The sequence below is a fragment of the Paenibacillus sp. FSL H8-0548 genome (genome assembly GCF_038630985.1).
GTDB lineage: Bacteria > Bacillota > Bacilli > Paenibacillales > Paenibacillaceae > Pristimantibacillus.
The window spans coordinates 2,982,888-2,999,682 of record NZ_CP152049.1 but is presented as its reverse complement, the minus strand read 5'-3'; the positions used below and the strand labels follow the sequence as shown (position 1 = coordinate 2,999,682).

At 47.8% G+C, this 16,795-nt stretch carries 13 protein-coding genes; 2 read left to right on the top strand and 11 right to left on the bottom strand.

The window, feature by feature from the left end:
- Positions 1–7 precede the first annotated feature (7 nt).
- From MHI37_RS12320 to MHI37_RS12310, 3 genes are all read right to left on the bottom strand, one after another.
- Complete coding sequence (locus MHI37_RS12320) at positions 8–2,392, bottom strand: glycoside hydrolase family 95 protein (RefSeq protein ID WP_076335815.1); 2,385 nt, start codon at positions 2,390–2,392, stop codon at positions 8–10.
- A gap of 505 nt (positions 2,393–2,897) precedes the next feature.
- Positions 2,898–3,734, bottom strand: a complete 837-nt coding sequence (locus tag MHI37_RS12315) for a sugar phosphate isomerase/epimerase family protein (RefSeq protein ID WP_076335816.1) — start codon at positions 3,732–3,734, stop codon at positions 2,898–2,900.
- 33 nt (positions 3,735–3,767) lie between these two features.
- Positions 3,768–4,847 carry a Gfo/Idh/MocA family oxidoreductase gene (locus tag MHI37_RS12310; protein WP_076335817.1) on the bottom strand — a complete coding sequence of 360 codons (1,080 nt, stop codon included), beginning with the start codon at positions 4,845–4,847 and terminating at the stop codon, positions 3,768–3,770.
- A gap of 160 nt (positions 4,848–5,007) precedes the next feature.
- On the opposite strand from MHI37_RS12310, the gene MHI37_RS12305 reads away from it, so the two are divergent.
- Positions 5,008–5,889 (top strand): AraC family transcriptional regulator, encoded by an 882-nt coding sequence (locus MHI37_RS12305; protein ID WP_076335818.1) that lies wholly within the window; start codon positions 5,008–5,010, stop codon positions 5,887–5,889.
- A gap of 306 nt (positions 5,890–6,195) precedes the next feature.
- Here MHI37_RS12305 and MHI37_RS12300 read toward each other — a convergent pair whose 3' ends face one another.
- Positions 6,196–7,431, bottom strand: coding sequence for an MFS transporter (locus MHI37_RS12300; RefSeq protein WP_076335853.1), 1,236 nt, complete (start codon positions 7,429–7,431; stop codon positions 6,196–6,198).
- 199 nt (positions 7,432–7,630) lie between these two features.
- Here MHI37_RS12300 and MHI37_RS12295 point away from each other — a divergent pair, with 199 nt between their 5' ends.
- A complete protein-coding gene (locus MHI37_RS12295; protein WP_076335819.1) occupies positions 7,631–8,296 on the top strand; it encodes a GntR family transcriptional regulator in 666 nt (221 codons plus the stop codon).
- 110 nt (positions 8,297–8,406) lie between these two features.
- On the opposite strand, the gene MHI37_RS12290 is transcribed toward MHI37_RS12295, so the two are convergent.
- The 7 genes from MHI37_RS12290 to fabF form a co-directional block, all read right to left on the bottom strand.
- On the bottom strand, positions 8,407–9,231 hold the full coding sequence (locus MHI37_RS12290; protein WP_076335820.1) for a uroporphyrinogen-III synthase: 825 nt from the start codon (positions 9,229–9,231) through the stop codon (positions 8,407–8,409).
- 94 nt (positions 9,232–9,325) lie between these two features.
- The gene (locus MHI37_RS12285) at positions 9,326–10,405 is read right to left on the bottom strand and encodes an AI-2E family transporter (RefSeq protein ID WP_076335821.1); all 1,080 of its coding nucleotides are present in this window, start codon (positions 10,403–10,405) and stop codon (positions 9,326–9,328) included.
- 182 nt (positions 10,406–10,587) lie between these two features.
- A complete protein-coding gene (locus tag MHI37_RS12280; protein ID WP_076335822.1) occupies positions 10,588–11,550 on the bottom strand; it encodes an ABC transporter substrate-binding protein in 963 nt (320 codons plus the stop codon).
- A gap of 1 nt (position 11,551) precedes the next feature.
- Positions 11,552–12,589, bottom strand: a complete 1,038-nt coding sequence (locus MHI37_RS12275) for an iron ABC transporter permease (RefSeq protein ID WP_076335823.1) — start codon at positions 12,587–12,589, stop codon at positions 11,552–11,554.
- Position 12,590: 1 nt separating this feature from the next.
- Positions 12,591–13,595 carry an iron ABC transporter permease gene (locus tag MHI37_RS12270; RefSeq protein ID WP_076335854.1) on the bottom strand — a complete coding sequence of 335 codons (1,005 nt, stop codon included), beginning with the start codon at positions 13,593–13,595 and terminating at the stop codon, positions 12,591–12,593.
- A 145-nt stretch (positions 13,596–13,740) separates the two neighbouring features.
- Positions 13,741–15,354 carry a helix-turn-helix domain-containing protein gene (locus MHI37_RS12265; protein ID WP_076335824.1) on the bottom strand — a complete coding sequence of 538 codons (1,614 nt, stop codon included), beginning with the start codon at positions 15,352–15,354 and terminating at the stop codon, positions 13,741–13,743.
- 100 nt (positions 15,355–15,454) lie between these two features.
- The gene (fabF, locus tag MHI37_RS12260) at positions 15,455–16,693 is read right to left on the bottom strand and encodes a beta-ketoacyl-ACP synthase II (RefSeq protein WP_076335825.1); all 1,239 of its coding nucleotides are present in this window, start codon (positions 16,691–16,693) and stop codon (positions 15,455–15,457) included.
- Between the last annotated feature and the right edge of the window lie 102 nt (positions 16,694–16,795).

Genomic DNA, 16,795 nt, shown 5'->3' with positions numbered 1-16,795 from the left:
AATTTGATTACTCCCCTTCGTTAGTTGCAGATATAATGCTGTACCATTCGTTCTTACTCGTCGCAAATGGCTTTGTCGGATCTATCTTAGTGCCATCAGAAGACCTTACAGTGATTTGAACATTGGTGCGCAATTGACATGGTGAGCCATGTGTCGAGAAAATCCGGCCGCCAGTCAGCTTGCCCCTCTCCCACTCGATGTCAACAAGGAAGCCTCCCCTTGCTTTAATGCCCTTCACATAGCCGCTTGGCCATGCCGCAGGCAGTGCCGGCAAGAGCTCGATACCGTCTTGATGGCTTTGCAATAGAAGCTCTGCTATGCCGGCTGCTCCTCCAAAGTTTCCGTCAATCTGGAAAGGCGGATGATCATCGAATAAATTTGGATGCGTTGACCGTGCAAGCAGCGTGTGAATAAATCGATAGGACGATTCCGAGTCCTTAAGCCGCGCATACAGATTAATTAGCCATGCGCAGCTCCAGCCCGTATGCCCGCCTCCGTTCTTGATGCGGCTCTCAAGCGACCTCCTGCTTGCTTCAACTAGTTCAGGCGTTTCTGCTTCGTTGATCGACGTACCAGGGTACAAGCCGTACAAATGTGAAACATGGCGGTGACCGGGCTCATGCTCTTCGAAATGTTCCTGCCATTCCTGCAGCATTCCGCTCGGTCCGACCATTAGCGTAGGAAGCTTGAGCATCGCTGCAGCAATACGCTGCGCGAATGCCTCATCCTGCTGAAGCAAGCCTGCCGCACTAATACAATGGTCAAACAGCTCCCCGATTAATGTAATATCCATGGCTGACGATTCTGCTACGCTGCTTGCTTCGCCGTCAACTGTCAGGAACTTGTTCTCAGGGGAGGTCGAAGGCACCGTCATCAGAATACCTTTTTCATTCTCTTGCAGCCAATCCAAACAGAATAACGCGGCACCCTTCATGAACGGAAAAGCTCTATCCCGTAGAAAGGCCTTGTCCGGATTGTACAAGTAATGCTCCCAAAGATGCTGCGTAAGCCATACGCCGCCCATTGGCCAGAAAGCCCAGCTTGGATGGCCTGCAGTCGGAGTTGCCGTCCGCCATAAATCAACATTGTGATGGGCAACCCAGCCAGCGCTGTTATAATGGATAGCTGCTGTGCGTGCCCCCGTCTCGCTAAGCTCCTCGATCAGCTTCAGCAGCGGCTCATGACACTCACTCAAATTTCCTAGCTCCGCGGGCCAATAATTCATTTGCGTATTGATATTCGTCGTATAATCACTGTTCCATGGCGGCTGTACACGATCATTCCATATCCCCTGCAAATGAGCTGGCTGCGTACCCGGGCGCGAGCTTGCCATGAGCAAGTACCGGCCGTATTGAAAATATAGCGCTTCCAGCTGCGGGTCCTGCTCGCCTCTCTTATACGCTTCAAGCCGCTCATCCGTCGGCAGCAGTGCATTTGGTGTTTGACCTAAATCGATTTGAACCCGCTGGAACATAGCGCGGTGATCCTGCACATGACGATCTCGCAATTGCTCATAGCTATAAGCTTCCGCCGCTGCCAAGACTGCATCATTTTGCTCGCTTAACGCTGCTTCACTTTTATTCGGTTGACGGTCAAAACGCTCGAAGCTCGTCGCTGCGCTTAATAGAAAAGTTACCGATCGCGCGCCGCTTATAACTAATTGGTTGTTGTCGTTTACCGCAACCTCTCCCGCGTCTAGCTTTACTAGCAGCTTTGTCTGAAACGTAATGCCGCGATCATCCTCGTATTGCACAGCCTTTGGATGATCACCCCTATAATTGTCTGCCACATGACTAGGACAACGGCCGTGAAGCACAATCGCATTGCTGCTCTCTGCTGTAAGCTTGTACTGCACGGATGCTTGCAGAGAAGCCGTAAGTGCAAGCAGCTCACTCCCTTGCGCTTCGTAACGCGAACATAGCACTTGATCGACTGCGCTTACAAACGTCTCGCGTGTATACATCGTTTGACCTTTTTGGAACCTTGCTGCCGTAATGCCCGCATCAATATCTAAGCTGCGAGTATAGTCGATCGTCTCTTTATTTTGCTCTGATAGATGCTGCTCCACATACCAATCGCCCATAGGTTGATACGATTCTGTATTTGTGCCGAGCATCTTGGCCTCAACAAGCTGCTCCGCCTCTACAAATCGCTTTTCTGCAATAAGCTCCCGAGCGCGCTGTAAATACCTCAAAGCCTCGTAATTATTCGTATCGCGCGGAAAGCCCGACCAAAGCGTATCTTCATTTAATTGAATCCGTTCTATATTTACGCCGCCAAATACCATGCCGCCTATTCTTCCATTGCCAATCGGCAGCGCCTCTTCCCATCTAGAGGCAGGCTGTTTGTACCAAAGATTCCACGAATGATTCTGATTTTCCCCAATTGTCATATTTACGTTCTCCTATTAGTTCGAACATTTTGATTTTATATCTACATATAGTATCCATCATAACGGAGAACACACCAAGTACAGTACCCATCAGATTTCATATAAACTCATATCAAAATTAGCGGTCTAGGGTGATTGGGAACCGCAGACGCGTCAGCTCGAACTTCTAACGGAAACCAGAGACGCTAAATCGCCTATATATGTCGTTTCAAGATTGTAACGGAAACACGGGCCTTTATTTGTACAAAAGATACACGATATCGCTTCATTTCTGCGGAATAGAGTCTCCCACTTCCGTTAAAATATGACGCTAACCAAAAATGGGACTTTAGCGTCTCTAGTTTCCGTTAGCTTTCGTTATCCGCTCTCCGGCTGCTCGCGCAGCAACGTTATCAACAAATTCGGAGAATCCATAGTTTCCTATACAAAACAAAAAGAAGGCTGCGCATACCCATGCGGGATGTGCAGCCTCCTTTCTGTAATCATTTAGAGCCACAGCAGCTCTTTATAGGCCTGCTGCGCCAAACACTTTATCAAAGCCAGCCTTGGAGCGTAAAACGAGCTCTTCAGGTGATTCCGATGGAGCCTCTGCTGTTAATATTTCTTGCGATATTGCTCCCTTATAGCCGATACGATCGAGCGCTTGAAGGAAGCCCACCAAATCAATCACGCCCTCGCCTGGATATACCCGGCCATTATCGAGCGCTTCCTCTACCGGCACATTCGGTGCGTCATTAATATGTACATGTACGATTTGATCAACGCGAAGCGCGTCAATATCCGCCACAGTCAGGCCATTCGTATACCAGTGATAAGCATCAAACAGCAAGCCAACGTTGCTCTCGCCAATAGCGTCGATCCACTCCAGCGTCTCCTCAAGCGTCCAAATAAAGGGATTGGCCCAGCGAGTGCGCAGATGGTGCGGACCTACAAACTCAAGCCCCAAGCGTATACCGTAGGCGCCGAGAATTTGTGCACATAGACGCAATCGGCGTGTAGCCTGCGCCATAAAACGGGCAGCTTTCAAATCAGTAGAAGGCAATATATAAGTGCAGCAGCTTGTACAGCCAAGCGCTGCTGCCGCCGCTGCGGACGATGCTAGGTTTTTCAGTCCTTCAAGGAATGCCTCTTCCGTCGTTCTCCATTCCACTGAAAGCCCAATGGTTCCAATTACAACGTTATTGCTTGCCAGCAGCTCTCTCGCTTTATCAATGCCATGGCGGTTAACCAATGATGCAGCATCAATATCTACTGCCTGAAAACCATGTGCTCCGGCCAGCTCAATGAGTTTTTCATCATTTTCAATACGGCCTAGGCCAGCTCCAGTTAATCCTCTTAGCATTTCGGTTGCCTCCTTTTTCTACTTCACTACCTACTAATTTAAATTCCAATTCAGCTTCACTTCATTGCCTGTGCGCGAGGATTCGTAAATGGCATCCAGCACAAGATTGTTCGTAAAACCCGTAAGCGCTGTCGTAATCGGCTGTTTTCCTTCGCGAATACATTCCAAGAAATGCCGGCTCAGCCGCGCACGTTCTCCCTCATCCTGCTCAGCCCTATGCAATTCCGTTTCAATTGGACGGTTGAACTTCTCCGTCAGCAGCTTGCCTTTCCCTCCGCGGTAGCTGGCGCCACCCTCTGAGCCCATCAATTGGATAAATTCCGAATTATCAGTATCCATATGAACGGCCCAGCTTACTTCTAATGAAAGTGTGCTTCCATCTTCCATTTTAATCAACGCTGTTCCGAAATCCTCTACATCGTAGGTTCCGTCCCAATCAGGCGTGCCCCATGTGCCAATTCCTTTACGCTTCGGACCGAACTCCGCGTAAGTAGCACCGAATACGGACACTGGTTTTGGATTACCCATCAAATATAACGCAAGATCAAGCATATGAACACCAATATCGATAAGCGGTCCACCGCCAGATTGACCCATTTGTGTAAACCAGGTACCCCAGCCTGGAATCCCTTTGCGGCGGAACCACCCTGCCTTCGCCGAATAAATGTTGCCGAGCTCACCGCGATCGATTTGCTCTTTAATTTGCATCGCAACCGATTCCCAGCGCATTTGGTGCGCAACCATTACTACACGATCAGATGCTTGGCTAGCATTCAAAATTTGACGAGCAGCTTCGCTATTAATGCCCATTGGCTTCTCTAGAAGCACATGCTTGCCAGCAGCGAGCGCTTGCAGCGCAAGCGGCGCATGAAATTGATTCGGCACACCAATAATGACGGCATCTATATCCGGACGCTGGATCAGCTCTTCATTTGTAGCTATAACATGCTCAATTCCGTATTGCTTCGCTTTCTCCTCCGCACGCGATAAATTCAAATCGGTTATCGCTGTAATCACACAATCATCGCCTAGCTTTGAAAACTCATTTGCGTGCACATTCCCGATATTACCCGCTCCAATAATGCCTATTCTAATTTTATTTTCAGTGGACATTGTTGTTCCTCCTAAAATGTATTTGATCAACAAAACTCGTTTCACAAGCAGCCGCTTTTACTAACGCCTGATCTCTTTATTTATGTTAGAATAAACGGGATGAGAAATCGTGCTTGTTTTTCGATAAAAGTCTCAGTATTTCGGAGGAAACCATTATTTCATGACCTATATACCTGATTATTTGAAAACGTATCCAAATATGAACACTTCTTCTCCGCTGCATATTAGCCTAAATCGTCTGGTTAGCGGCTTTCGTCAGCATCGGCATGACTTTTTGGAGTTTTCTTATGTCGTCGATGGAAAAGGCAGTGAATTGATCAATGATGCCCGCCATCCGATGCTCCCAGGTACGTTCACGTTTGTGCTGCCTTATCAGGTGCACGAAATATTTACAGAACCCGGCCATACGCTCGTACTCTATAATTGTATGTTCAGCATGGATCTGCTCATGGAGCCAAGGCAAGAGGAAAGCTTGATGGACCTAATTGAGCAGAGTGCTATGCTGCCTTTTGTTCAACTGAGCGGCCCTGACAACGACCGAATAAAGCATTTGATCGAAGATATGTACCACGAATATACGGGAAATGAACCTTGGCGGCAAACGATGCTTCAAGTCAGGCTAAAGGAAATTTTAGCTTGCTTTGACCGGTACCGTCGGAAATCCCCATCTTCTATCTCTGTAGCGACGATATCAGCGAGGCCTAACGCCTCCGTCTGGCCGATCATTCATTATATTCATCTCCATTATCAGGATGAGCTTGCGCTGTCCGACCTTGCAAGCCGCTTCTCGCTTAGCGTTTCTCGGATCAGTGAGGTCATTAAGCAAACGACTGGACAAACCTTCGTTCATTTTCTGCATGATTTGCGATTGCGGCATGCTTGCAGCTTATTAGTCTCAACGGAGATGAGCGTAGCGGAAATTGCACTTGAGGTGGGCTACGGCTCCTACAAAACATTTTCACGTATTTTTCGCGAGTCTAAAGGTATCGTTCCGAAGGATTTTCGTAAAATGAAGCAGAATCAGAGCAGCCTGAGCAAATAGCCGCTTCCTCAATAAACAAGGGCTGCCTTGTAAGTAGAATATTCTACTTATAGGGCAGCCCTTGCTTGTTGCTTTGTTATGTGTTTACTGGACAATAGATAATATCAGGAATAAGATGGCTAGCAAAACGTAAATGACCAACGATAAAATCATTAAGGTCCGTTTACTCACAGCACGTCTCCCCTTCCAGCACCTTTATAAGCTATACACCATCATTGTATGTGCCCAGTGAAAAACGTGGAAATTGTCCAAGTGAGAAATTCGTCCTCTCAGAGCTTCGTTTAACGCCCTACAATCCCTGGCTGCTTAACTTATTTGCTCTGCTTGCCCTTTCCGATCGGAAGGAAGCAGTATCGTGAGCATGCCGAGCAGAGGCAAATAGGAGGTGCAGCGGATTACAAATTCGATGCCCATCTCATCCGCCAAATTGCCAAGTACGGCAGAACCAATACCGGCAAGACCGAACGCCATTCCGAAAAAAACTCCCGATACCAGCCCTACTCTGCCTGGCAGCAGCTCATTGGCATACACCAGTATGACAGAGAAGGCTGAGGCTAATATCAATCCGGCAAAGAAGATCAATATAATGGAAAACGTTAGATTGGCGTAAGGCAGCAGCAGTGCGAACGGTGCCGTTCCCAATATCGAGAACCATATCAAGCTGCGCCGGCTAAATCTATCTGCGAGCATACCGCCAAGGAGCAGACCGATAACATTCGCTGCAAGAAACACGAACAACACGATTTGTGCCTGACTGACCGAAAGACCAAAATGCTCGATCGCGTAAAAGGAATAATAGCTGCTTATTGCCGCTATATATACGTTTTTAGAAAACACAAGAATCATTAGAATCGTGATGGCAAACACAACCTTGCCTGTGGTCACATTCAAATTGGAAGCTGGCTTCGCCGCTTTCTTCGAGCTTGAGACAGGCATAAGCGAAAGCTGATTCCCGTACCATTTTGCCACATTGAACTGGATGATGACGCCAATCGTAACGACTAAAGCAAACCAAATGACGCCGCGCTGTCCCGTATGTACAAAAAGCACCGCAGTCATAATAGGAGCGAGCGATTGCCCGAGATTGCCCCCGAATTGAAAAATAGATTGTCCAGTTCCCTTCCGCTTTCCTGCTGCCATATAGGCAACACGTGCAGAAATCGGATGGAATACCGCTGATCCAATACCGATCAGCATGACCGCTGTCATCACCATCCAGAATTGGGTTGCATAAGAGAGTGCGGCAACTCCCCCTAACGTAAATAACATGCCAATAGGAAGCATCATCGGCTTAGGGTGTGAGTCGGAGAAAATGCCAATGACAGGCTGCAGCAGCGCAGCCGTCAAATTAATCATTAACGAAATTAGGCCAATTTGTGCAAAGCTGAGCGATAAAGAATCTTTTAAAATAGGAAATAATGCCGGTACGACCGATTGAATCGTGTCATTAATTAGATGTACGAAGCTGATTGCAAACAGTAAAGGAAATATTGTCTTTATAGCGGATGGCGATACTGCAACTGAAGCTTGATTGCTGGACATGCTAATGTCTCCTTCATTTTTCGAGTAGGCTTTGCGATATGCAATATATCGCATATTATATTTCCTATCCTGCTCAAAAGCAATATATCTTTTTTCGCTAGCAGGTGATTTGCGTCAATCGTCAATCGTGCGATATATTATATAGTGTTATTCTGATTATCTATTTACAACATTACATTCATATAAAGGAGGGTCTCCGATGCCGATCCCGACGGATTATACAACACCGATTAGATTATCCGCCAAAGAGCGCACCTTGACCCAGCTGCAAAAATGGATCATCGACGGAACGCTCCAGCCAGGAGAAAAGTTAAATGACACAGCACTTGCCGTAGCGCTTGGCGTAAGCCGTACGCCTATTAGAGAAGCCTTCCAATTACTTGAGGTTCAAGGGCTTATTCAGACGTTCCCAGGCAAGGAAACACGGGTGACTACCCTTGAGAAAGCGGATATTATTAAACTTTATGCGCCTCTAACAGCTCTACATACGCTCGCAGCGGAGCTTGCAACTGTAAATTGCCAGCAAGAGCATATCGAGCAGCTACGCGCGATCAACGCAAGCTTCAACAAGCATGTCAAAAATGAACAATTATACGAAGCGATGGAATTTGATGAGAAGTTCCATGAAACTATTTTGCACATCGCCAATAATCAGCATATTCTCACTTTCTGTTCCTCCCTGCAAATGCATATTCGGAGATATAAATATATTTTTATCAAACGCCCAAATTGGGAATCACAAGCTGCGGTAGCCGACCATGAAGCCATTATTGATGCGCTCGAAGCACGTGATGCAGAAGCAGCTGCCCGTCTAATGAAGCATAATCTCATGAGGCCAATCGAGCATTTGGACAAAATGTTTTAAGAGCTCCGCCTCTTGAAGCTTCCCTCGCATACTTAACCGGAATAAAAAAGCGGTGTCGCTCCAAGCCTTAAGGCTGAGAGCAACACCGCTTCGCTATTTTGATGCCTTGTCTATTCCAATTGGGATATCGCATAGTATCGACCAATCTCAATAATCAAAGCACCCATTCTCTCTAATTCTGGGACAATAATTCGCTGAACCCCATATTCCTTCAACGCCTCGGCTGTAACCTTGCCCACTGCAGCTGCAACAATTGTTTCAGCGAAGGCATGCAGCAGCAGCTCCTTGCGGCCCGTTTCAATTGCATACTTAAACAAATAATGCACCTGCACCGCAGTTGTAAAGCAAACGGCATCGACTGCTCCCGCCGCAAGCTCCTCGATAAGTGTTTCTAATGTAGCACTAGCTGGCGGAACATGCTTATAGGGCAGAACCGCTTCCACCGTCGTCGCACCTTTTCCTTTAAGATATTGCTCCAGCTCTGGCGCCGGTTCTCCATGCAGCTGTATCCAAACACTTTGACCTTTAAAGTCATAGGCCGCGAGGTTGTCCATCAGTCCCTGCATCGTCCCATCGTCATCGCTGACGATAGCCTTAAGTCCGCTGCGCTTCACGAACGCAGAGGTTTTGTAGCCTCTTGTTGCAATTTTCGCCTTAGTGAAGCGCTCAAGAACAACTTGTCCGATACCTAGCTTCTCTGCCGCAGCGATCAAGCTGTCCGAGCCCATTCCTGTCGTCAGAATAACCCAATCCGCCCCCTGCTCTGCGAATTTCCGCAGCGGCGCCTCAAGCAGCTCCTCATCAAACATCGTCAAGCCTTGCAGCGAACGAACAACAGGATCTCCGCCCTGTTTTTCTACGATTAAGCACATCTCATCTGTTTTTCGAGAGCCCGCAATGACAATTCGTTTATTTTCCAAAGCAATTATACCCATAAGAATTCAGCCACCGTACTTTCGGTTAATTTGTCTAATCCGACGTCATTATACCAAAAGCCTTGTAAATACGCATCCTTTATGGAAGATCTGTTTAGGCATTTTCCCATCGCTGCTTAAAAAACAACACATATACTTTGCTATAAACAATTTTCAAAATCATATAGATCGGAATAATAAGTAAAATACCTAAAATCCCTCCAATATCCCCTCCAACCAACACGAGTAGAATGGTCGTCAGCGGATGAATATCCAGCTGCTTGCCAAAAACGTAAGGCCCAATTAAATTATCCTGAATTTGCTGGGCAATCGTTATAATGACAATCGACCAAATCGCAATAGACGGTGATTCAATAAATCCAATAATAACAATAGGCACCGAGGATAAAAAGGAACCGATAAACGGAATGAAATTAAGTATGACCGCCACGACAGTGAGCAAAAGCGCATAAGGCAAATCAATGATGAGAAAGCCAATATACATCAAAACACCGAGCGCAACATTGACGATTACCCGCCCAACGATAAAGCTGCTAAGCATATGGTCAATCTCATCCATAACCTCACCTCCGTCATGACGGAAGCGCTTCGGAATAAACCGAACGATTTGCTCACCAAACTTCCCACCCTCCTTAAGCATATAAAATAGCAGGATCGGAAAGGTAATCAGCACAATTGCAAAATTGGAGAAAAACGTAAGCAATCCGGAAAAATACTCTGTAAGTAGAGTAAAGCCTTTGTTTAAATACTCCGTCAGCTTAGTGAGCAGATTTGAATTTTGCGGCAAAAAGGATGATAAAAAGCCGTTGCGCTCAAGCTCTTCCACTTGCTTTCTTAAAGAGGTGAAGAGCGTTGGAGCAGAATCAACTAAATTAATTAATTGTGTTCGCAAGGAAGGCCAAACCCAAATACTAAAACCAATTATAATGATGGCGAAGGCCAAATAGATGAACAAAATAGCCAACGTACGATTAACCTTTCGGCGTTCCATCAGACCGACCAGCGGACGCAGCAAATAGTAAAAAAAGCCCGCCAGCATCAGCGGAATGATACTCATGCTGAATAACGAAAGAATTGGCTTGAATATAAAATCTACGAGTGACCCCAGATAAATAATAATAAGCACCAATATAATCGTAATACACCAGCGGATGAAGCGGTTATGTCTAGCCATATGTGCACCTTCTTCTCTCATTCAAATAGACCTGGCTTGCCTGATTGCAACTGCAGCAAGCCTTCTCCGCCAGATAGGTTACATACATTATACCCGCTGCCGTCGAAGCTGAAACTCCTATATAAAACGGACCGCCGCAGAAGCCATTGCTCCTCTGCGGCGGTCCATCCTTTGCTATTGCCTTACTTTGAAAATAGTTTTTCCGCATCATCCAGTGCCATGCTGTGCCCAAGTGAAGAATAATCCAGCCATTTCTGACCATCCAACACGTATACTTGATTGTTTTTCACAGCTTTAAGGTTTTGCCAAACGACATTTTTGGCAAGCTCATCGAATCTCGCCTGCGCTTCGTTTCCTTTGCTGATAATGACGAATATCGCATCGGCATCAAAGTCTGGCAGTACTTCTTGAGATATGACGGCAAAAGGCTCATCCGTTATTTTCTCGACGCCGGCAGCTGGGTTCAAGCCCAAATCCTCGAACATAATTGGACCCACTGGGCGTTTCATGCCCATGACTCGCAGCTCCTTGGCCGTCATCCGAATGGCCATGACCTTAGCTTCTGCTCCTAGCTTGGCGTCAATCATTTCTTTAACCCGCTCTGCTTTCTTGGCGTAATCAGCAATGAAGGCTTCTGCCTCCTTCTCCTTGCCGACATGCTGCGCGATCCGCGTCAAATGGTCGAGCCAAGTGCCCTGATCCATATCGATGCTAACGGCAGGAGCGATCTTCTCGAACTTGTCTAGGTCTTCACCCGAGTATACTTCGTCCAAATAGATAACGTCCGGCTTCAGTGCCAATATGGATTCCATATCCGGATCTGTTACCACGCCGAGCTTTACAGCCCCTTGCAATTGGTCGGCTACGTGAGGCAAGAAATCTTTCACGTCACCGCCAACTACAGAGCCTGCCGGCTTAATGCCAAGTGCAAGCAAATTGTTCGTAATATGTATGGACATGGATGCGATTCTCGCATCCGCATCATGTCCAGCTACGACATCACCTGCTGCCGGCGCTTCCGTCGGAGCCTGTGAAGGAGCGTCTGAGGCAGCATTAGATTGATTGGAAGCAGCCTTGCCTCCGCATGCTGATAATACAGCAATCAGCAGTAGTGATACTAATAAAGTAAGCCATTTTCTATTCATGTTATCGATTCCTCCGAAGGTTAGGTTTGGACTGCAAAAGCAAATATAAGAAATAAGGCCCGCCGATTGCGGCAACGACAATGCCAGCCGGAATGGCATTCGGCTGAAATAATGATCTGCCAACTGTGTCGGCGGTTACAAGTATGACTAGCCCGATAAGTCCGGCAATGGGCAGAAAATGCCGATGCTGAGGTCCGACGAGCCGCCTTGCGATATGAGGAGCGATCAGCCCTATAAAGCCAATTCCACCTGCCATGGAGACACTTGCGCAGGCTAATGCTACCGCAAGGCTCGTCATCACCAGCCGATTGCGTCCGACATGACTGCCGACTCCAGAAGCCGTTTCATCTCCCAATGCAAATAAATCAAGCGTGCGGGAATGCATATACACAATTGGAACGAACAGGACAATCCACGGCAGCAGTGCTAGAACATTGACCCATTCCCTGCCCCATACACTGCCGGCAAGCCATCTCGCTGCAAATGCGTACGTGTCCTCATCAAGCCGAAGTGACAGAAACAGCGTAAACGCACTGATGCCTGCCTCAACCGCGATGCCGACAAGCAGCAGCCGAATCGGGATCAATCCTTTAAAGCGATCATACGCAAGGACAAAGATTAGCAGCGATATGCATGCTCCTCCAGCAAAGGCAAACAGCGGAATAAGCAGCGTAGACGGACCTTCCATGTTTCTAAAGAAAGAGACAAACAAAATCAGCCCTAGAGCGGCGCCGGCATTAATGCCGAGAATACCGGGGTCGGCAAGTGAATTGCGGGACACCCCCTGCAATACGGCACCGGATATGCCAAGCCCGATACCTGCAAGCACTGTAACAACGATACGCGGCAGTCTGTATTCAAACAGAACAAGGTTCTCGTCTGCAGCTCCTCCGCCAAGAAGTGTCCTCCAGATGGCAGCGGAAGACAGACGGATCGTTCCTGTGTTCAAGCTCACCACCACAACAATGGCTGCTATAATCAGTAGTATGAGTCCGACGACGATTGCCTTGACTGTTCGTTTCTGCTCCAAACTAGCCATATTAAAGCTCCCGCCTTTCTTGCCGGGCGAGATAGAGGAAGAATGGTACGCCTACCATGGCTACCATCGCCCCAATTGCAAATTCACGGGGTGGATTCACCATACGTGAAGCGAAATCAGCCCATATGAGCAATATCGCGCCAAGCAGCGCAGAGAAAGGGATAAGCTTACGATAGTCGACACCTACCATTCGCCTAGCAATATGCGGAACGACAAGCCCCACAAATCCAATTGAGCCCGCCACTGCAACGGAGGCGCCAGCTAGAATAACCGCCGCAGTCATGCCGAGCACTTTCACTCTTCCTGTATGTATGCCAAGACTTGCCGCCGTTTCATCGCCAAGTGAAAGAAATGAAATTGACCGGCCCATGATAGAAGATGCAAGTATAACGACGAGTACGATCGGTGCAAGCAGCTTCAGATGCTCCCATTTCACACCAGCGACGCCTCCTGCATACCAGAATGCAAGATCCTGGCTCAGCTCATAATAAATCGCAATGCCGCTGCTAAAGGAATGAAGAATAGCAGCAATAACTGCACCTGCAATCGTCAAGCGAATAGATTGAAGTCCTCCCTGCGTAGCTGAGCCGAGAAGAACGATCAGCAGCGTGCTGAGTGCTGCACCGGCGAAGGACATAAGTATAAGCTCCGAATAAGCGATACCTGGCAGAAACGCGAAGCAAAGCGCAACAACAAATGCAGCACCCGCATTCACACCTAGAATGCCCGTGTCTGCCAACGGATTTCGAGTAACGCCTTGCATCAATGCACCAGCAACAGCGAATGCCATACCGGTTACAGCGGCCCCCAATACACGCGGAAACCTGTACTCATGCATGATTTGATGTGCAGATGCATCGGGATTGTAGGCAAAGACGGCGGTCCACACTTCATTTAGGCTAAAGTCCTTCGCCCCGAAAGACACCGCTATGACTAGTGATAATAGGAGTAGGGCCCCAGCCGCTGCAAACCATAATCCTGTAATTAACACATTATTCCTTTTCATCTTGATCGTCTTCAAAGCTCCTCCCTTTCACGATAATATTGATAATCATTATCATTATTTAATTATAGCTTCCTCTCTCCGTCCGTACATGGCATAAATCAAGATTCCTTCATGGATATTTCGAAGATCGGCGTATCAGCTGCTGTCAATTGCCCAGCAGCCGTCCAGCCTCTTCTAATTGTTGGTCAATTCCATGAGGCGCATACACGATCCACTTGCTCCAATCCAAAAAACAAAGCTTCTGACTTCGAACAGCGGGATGCTTAGCCCAATATGGGTTAGTCTCTATATAACGCTGCACTCGCTGGTGGTCCTGTTCCGTCTCGCATACAACAAACAAATAATCCGATTCGAAATCCAAAATCTCATCCGGCTTGATGGACATCCAGTTAAAGCCGGTGCCGATCTGGTAAGGTGCTTGAGCTTGTACGATTCGTGCTGGCATACTAAGCTGCAGTGAGCGGTAAAATACGTGGCCGATGTTTCTTGTTCCATACATTCTCAAATCATTTTTGCGGACAACGCAAATCGCAACGGTTGCTTCCCCTATCCTCGCCTTAACTTTCCTGCGCAGCCGCTCGGAGCTGTGCTCATGCCCGTCCAGCCAGCGCCGTGCAAGCTGTCTTCTGTCGACCAGCTCGGCAAGCTCATTATGGTGAGCATAAATGTCCTTGCTTGCCCACGAAATTGGAATGATAGGAGCAATGTCGTTAATATGAGCTTTCGCCTTTGCGAGCACGTTATCCTTGCAGACAATTAAATCCGGCTTCATATCGCTGAACGATTGCCGGCTGGTTTCCCATGGCTCAGCAGCATGCTTAGGCAATATTAGCTCCTTAGTCACCAGCGGCATAAAGCGATGAACCTGCGCAGCGCATGGATGCAGGCCAAGCGTAAACAGATGATCGGTATAAGGGGATGAGAGGGAAATAATATTCAAATCCTGTTTTTTCGTGTAAATGCTTGGGGAATACCCGCTCGTTTCCTTAAAACGGCGGCTGAAATAAAACTCATCCTCATATCCTACGTCCGCTGCAATATCGTTGACCGATTTATCCGTCGTCAGCAGCATTTCCTTCGCTTTGTTCATGCGGAGATGGGTCAAATACGACACAGGCGTCTTATCCATCGATTTTTTGAATATTTGGGAGTAATACGACGGATGAAGCCTGGCCATTCCTGCCAGCTTGTCCACTCTAATTTCTTCTCGGTAATGGCATTGCATATAATCAAGCGTCAATCTAAGCCGGTCAGGCAGCTCTTCCACCTCCGCCGGCTCTGCATGCTGCAGCAATATATATAGCAAGTCCGACAAATGCTGCTGGGCGAGCAGCGGACTTCTATCTGACTCTCCGCCAGCCGAAAGCAAATAGAAGTACCGCTTAACTAAGCTGCCGCTGATGAGCTGCTTGCCTTGTAACGGAAAGCTCAGCTCACGCTTATAAGATCGGCCAGCATCCGTCTGCTCGGTTAATCGAAACCAATCAAATGATAAATAATAAAGCTCGTTCTCAAAATCTGGTGAGAGCTGAGCAGCCAGCATAATGCCTGGTGCATATATATGAAGCGAATCCCGCTCAAGGGCAATCGGCTGGCCGTTCATCGTCAGCGTACCTGCGCCTTTGGCCAAATAAAGCAAAGTATGCTGGGCTAACGGCGTGTCACCGTCAACCCAGCTTGGCACTTGCGTTCCTTTTCCAGCATGTCCAATATCCAATAATACATCTGTTAACCATTGATGATGATCAAGCGTGCTCATTACAGCTCCGCTCCCCTCAGCTGACGCTTATGTGCGAATGACAGCATTAATTGAAAATCATTATCAATTGTAATGAAAAAAGCTGCTTATTTCAATGCTTTTATGCTGTATATTTTTTCAAAATAATAACCGCATTATGACCACCGAAGCCAAATGAATTGGACATGCCGATATCGACACTCGCCTCGCGCGCCTTATTCGGCACATAATCAAGATCGCATATCGGATCTGGCTCCTCTTGGTTGATCGTTGGAGGAATAATTCCTTCCTGAATGCTCTTTACAAGGGCGATCGCCTCTACTCCGCCCGCGGCTCCCAGCATATGACCCGTCATTGATTTGTTTGCTGTCACAGGAATACGATAAGCAAACTCGCCGAACAGCTTTTTGATCGCGGCAGTTTCTGAACGGTCCCCGATTTCGGTGCTGGTTGCGTGAGCGCTGATCAAATCAATTTGCTCGGGCTGCAAATTAGCTTCTCTTAACGCATGCTTCATCGCCTGATAAGCTCCAATTCCCTCCGGATGCGTAGCAACCATATGATAGGCATCTGAGCTTGCGCCATAGCCGATGACCTCCGCATGAATGCGAGCCCCTCTGCTTAGCGCATGTGAGAGAGACTCCAGTATGAGAATTCCCGCTCCTTCAGCCATAACGAAGCCGTCTCGCCCCGCGTCAAAAGGACGACTCGCCTTCTCAGGCGCATCATTCCTTGTTGATACGGAGGTAGCATTGCCAAAGCTCGCCAGTGAAATATCCGTTATTGCCGCTTCTGTACCTCCAGCGATGACGACATCGGCGCTTCCTGAGCGGATAAGCCTCCACGCCTCCCCTATTGCTGTGTTTCCAATCGAGCAGGCGGTTACTGGCGCCATGGAAGGCCCCTGCGTCCCGAATCGAATGCTGATCATCGCCGCTGCCATGTTTGCAATCATCATCGGCACAAGCGTCGGACTCACCCGATCAGGGCCGCGTTCCTTTAGCAGCTCTGCTTGGGTGAGCAGCGTCTGGATACCGCCAATCCCCGAGCCTACATAAACGCCAACACGTTCGAGGTCTGTCTGCTCAAGCGACAGTGCAGCATCCTTCAGTGCTTGCTCAGCAGCGGCTATGGCGAACTGGCTAAACCGATCCATGCGGCGCGCTTCCTTACGGCCAAATAATGCCTCAGCATCAAAATCTCGCACAATACCTGCTATTCTGGCTTTATGTTTACTTGCATCGAAAGCGTCAATTTTTGAAATGCCTGATACTCCATTCACTAGTCCGTCCCATAAATGCTCGACACTATTTCCGAGTGGCGATATGACACCCATCCCTGTAATAACGACTCTTTCCACTTTGCATCCCCCTCATTGCTACCTTGCTTGAATGTAGTTTGTCACATTGGTTATCCTATTACAAGTTGCAGTTTATTATAGTATAATGAGTACCACTCTATC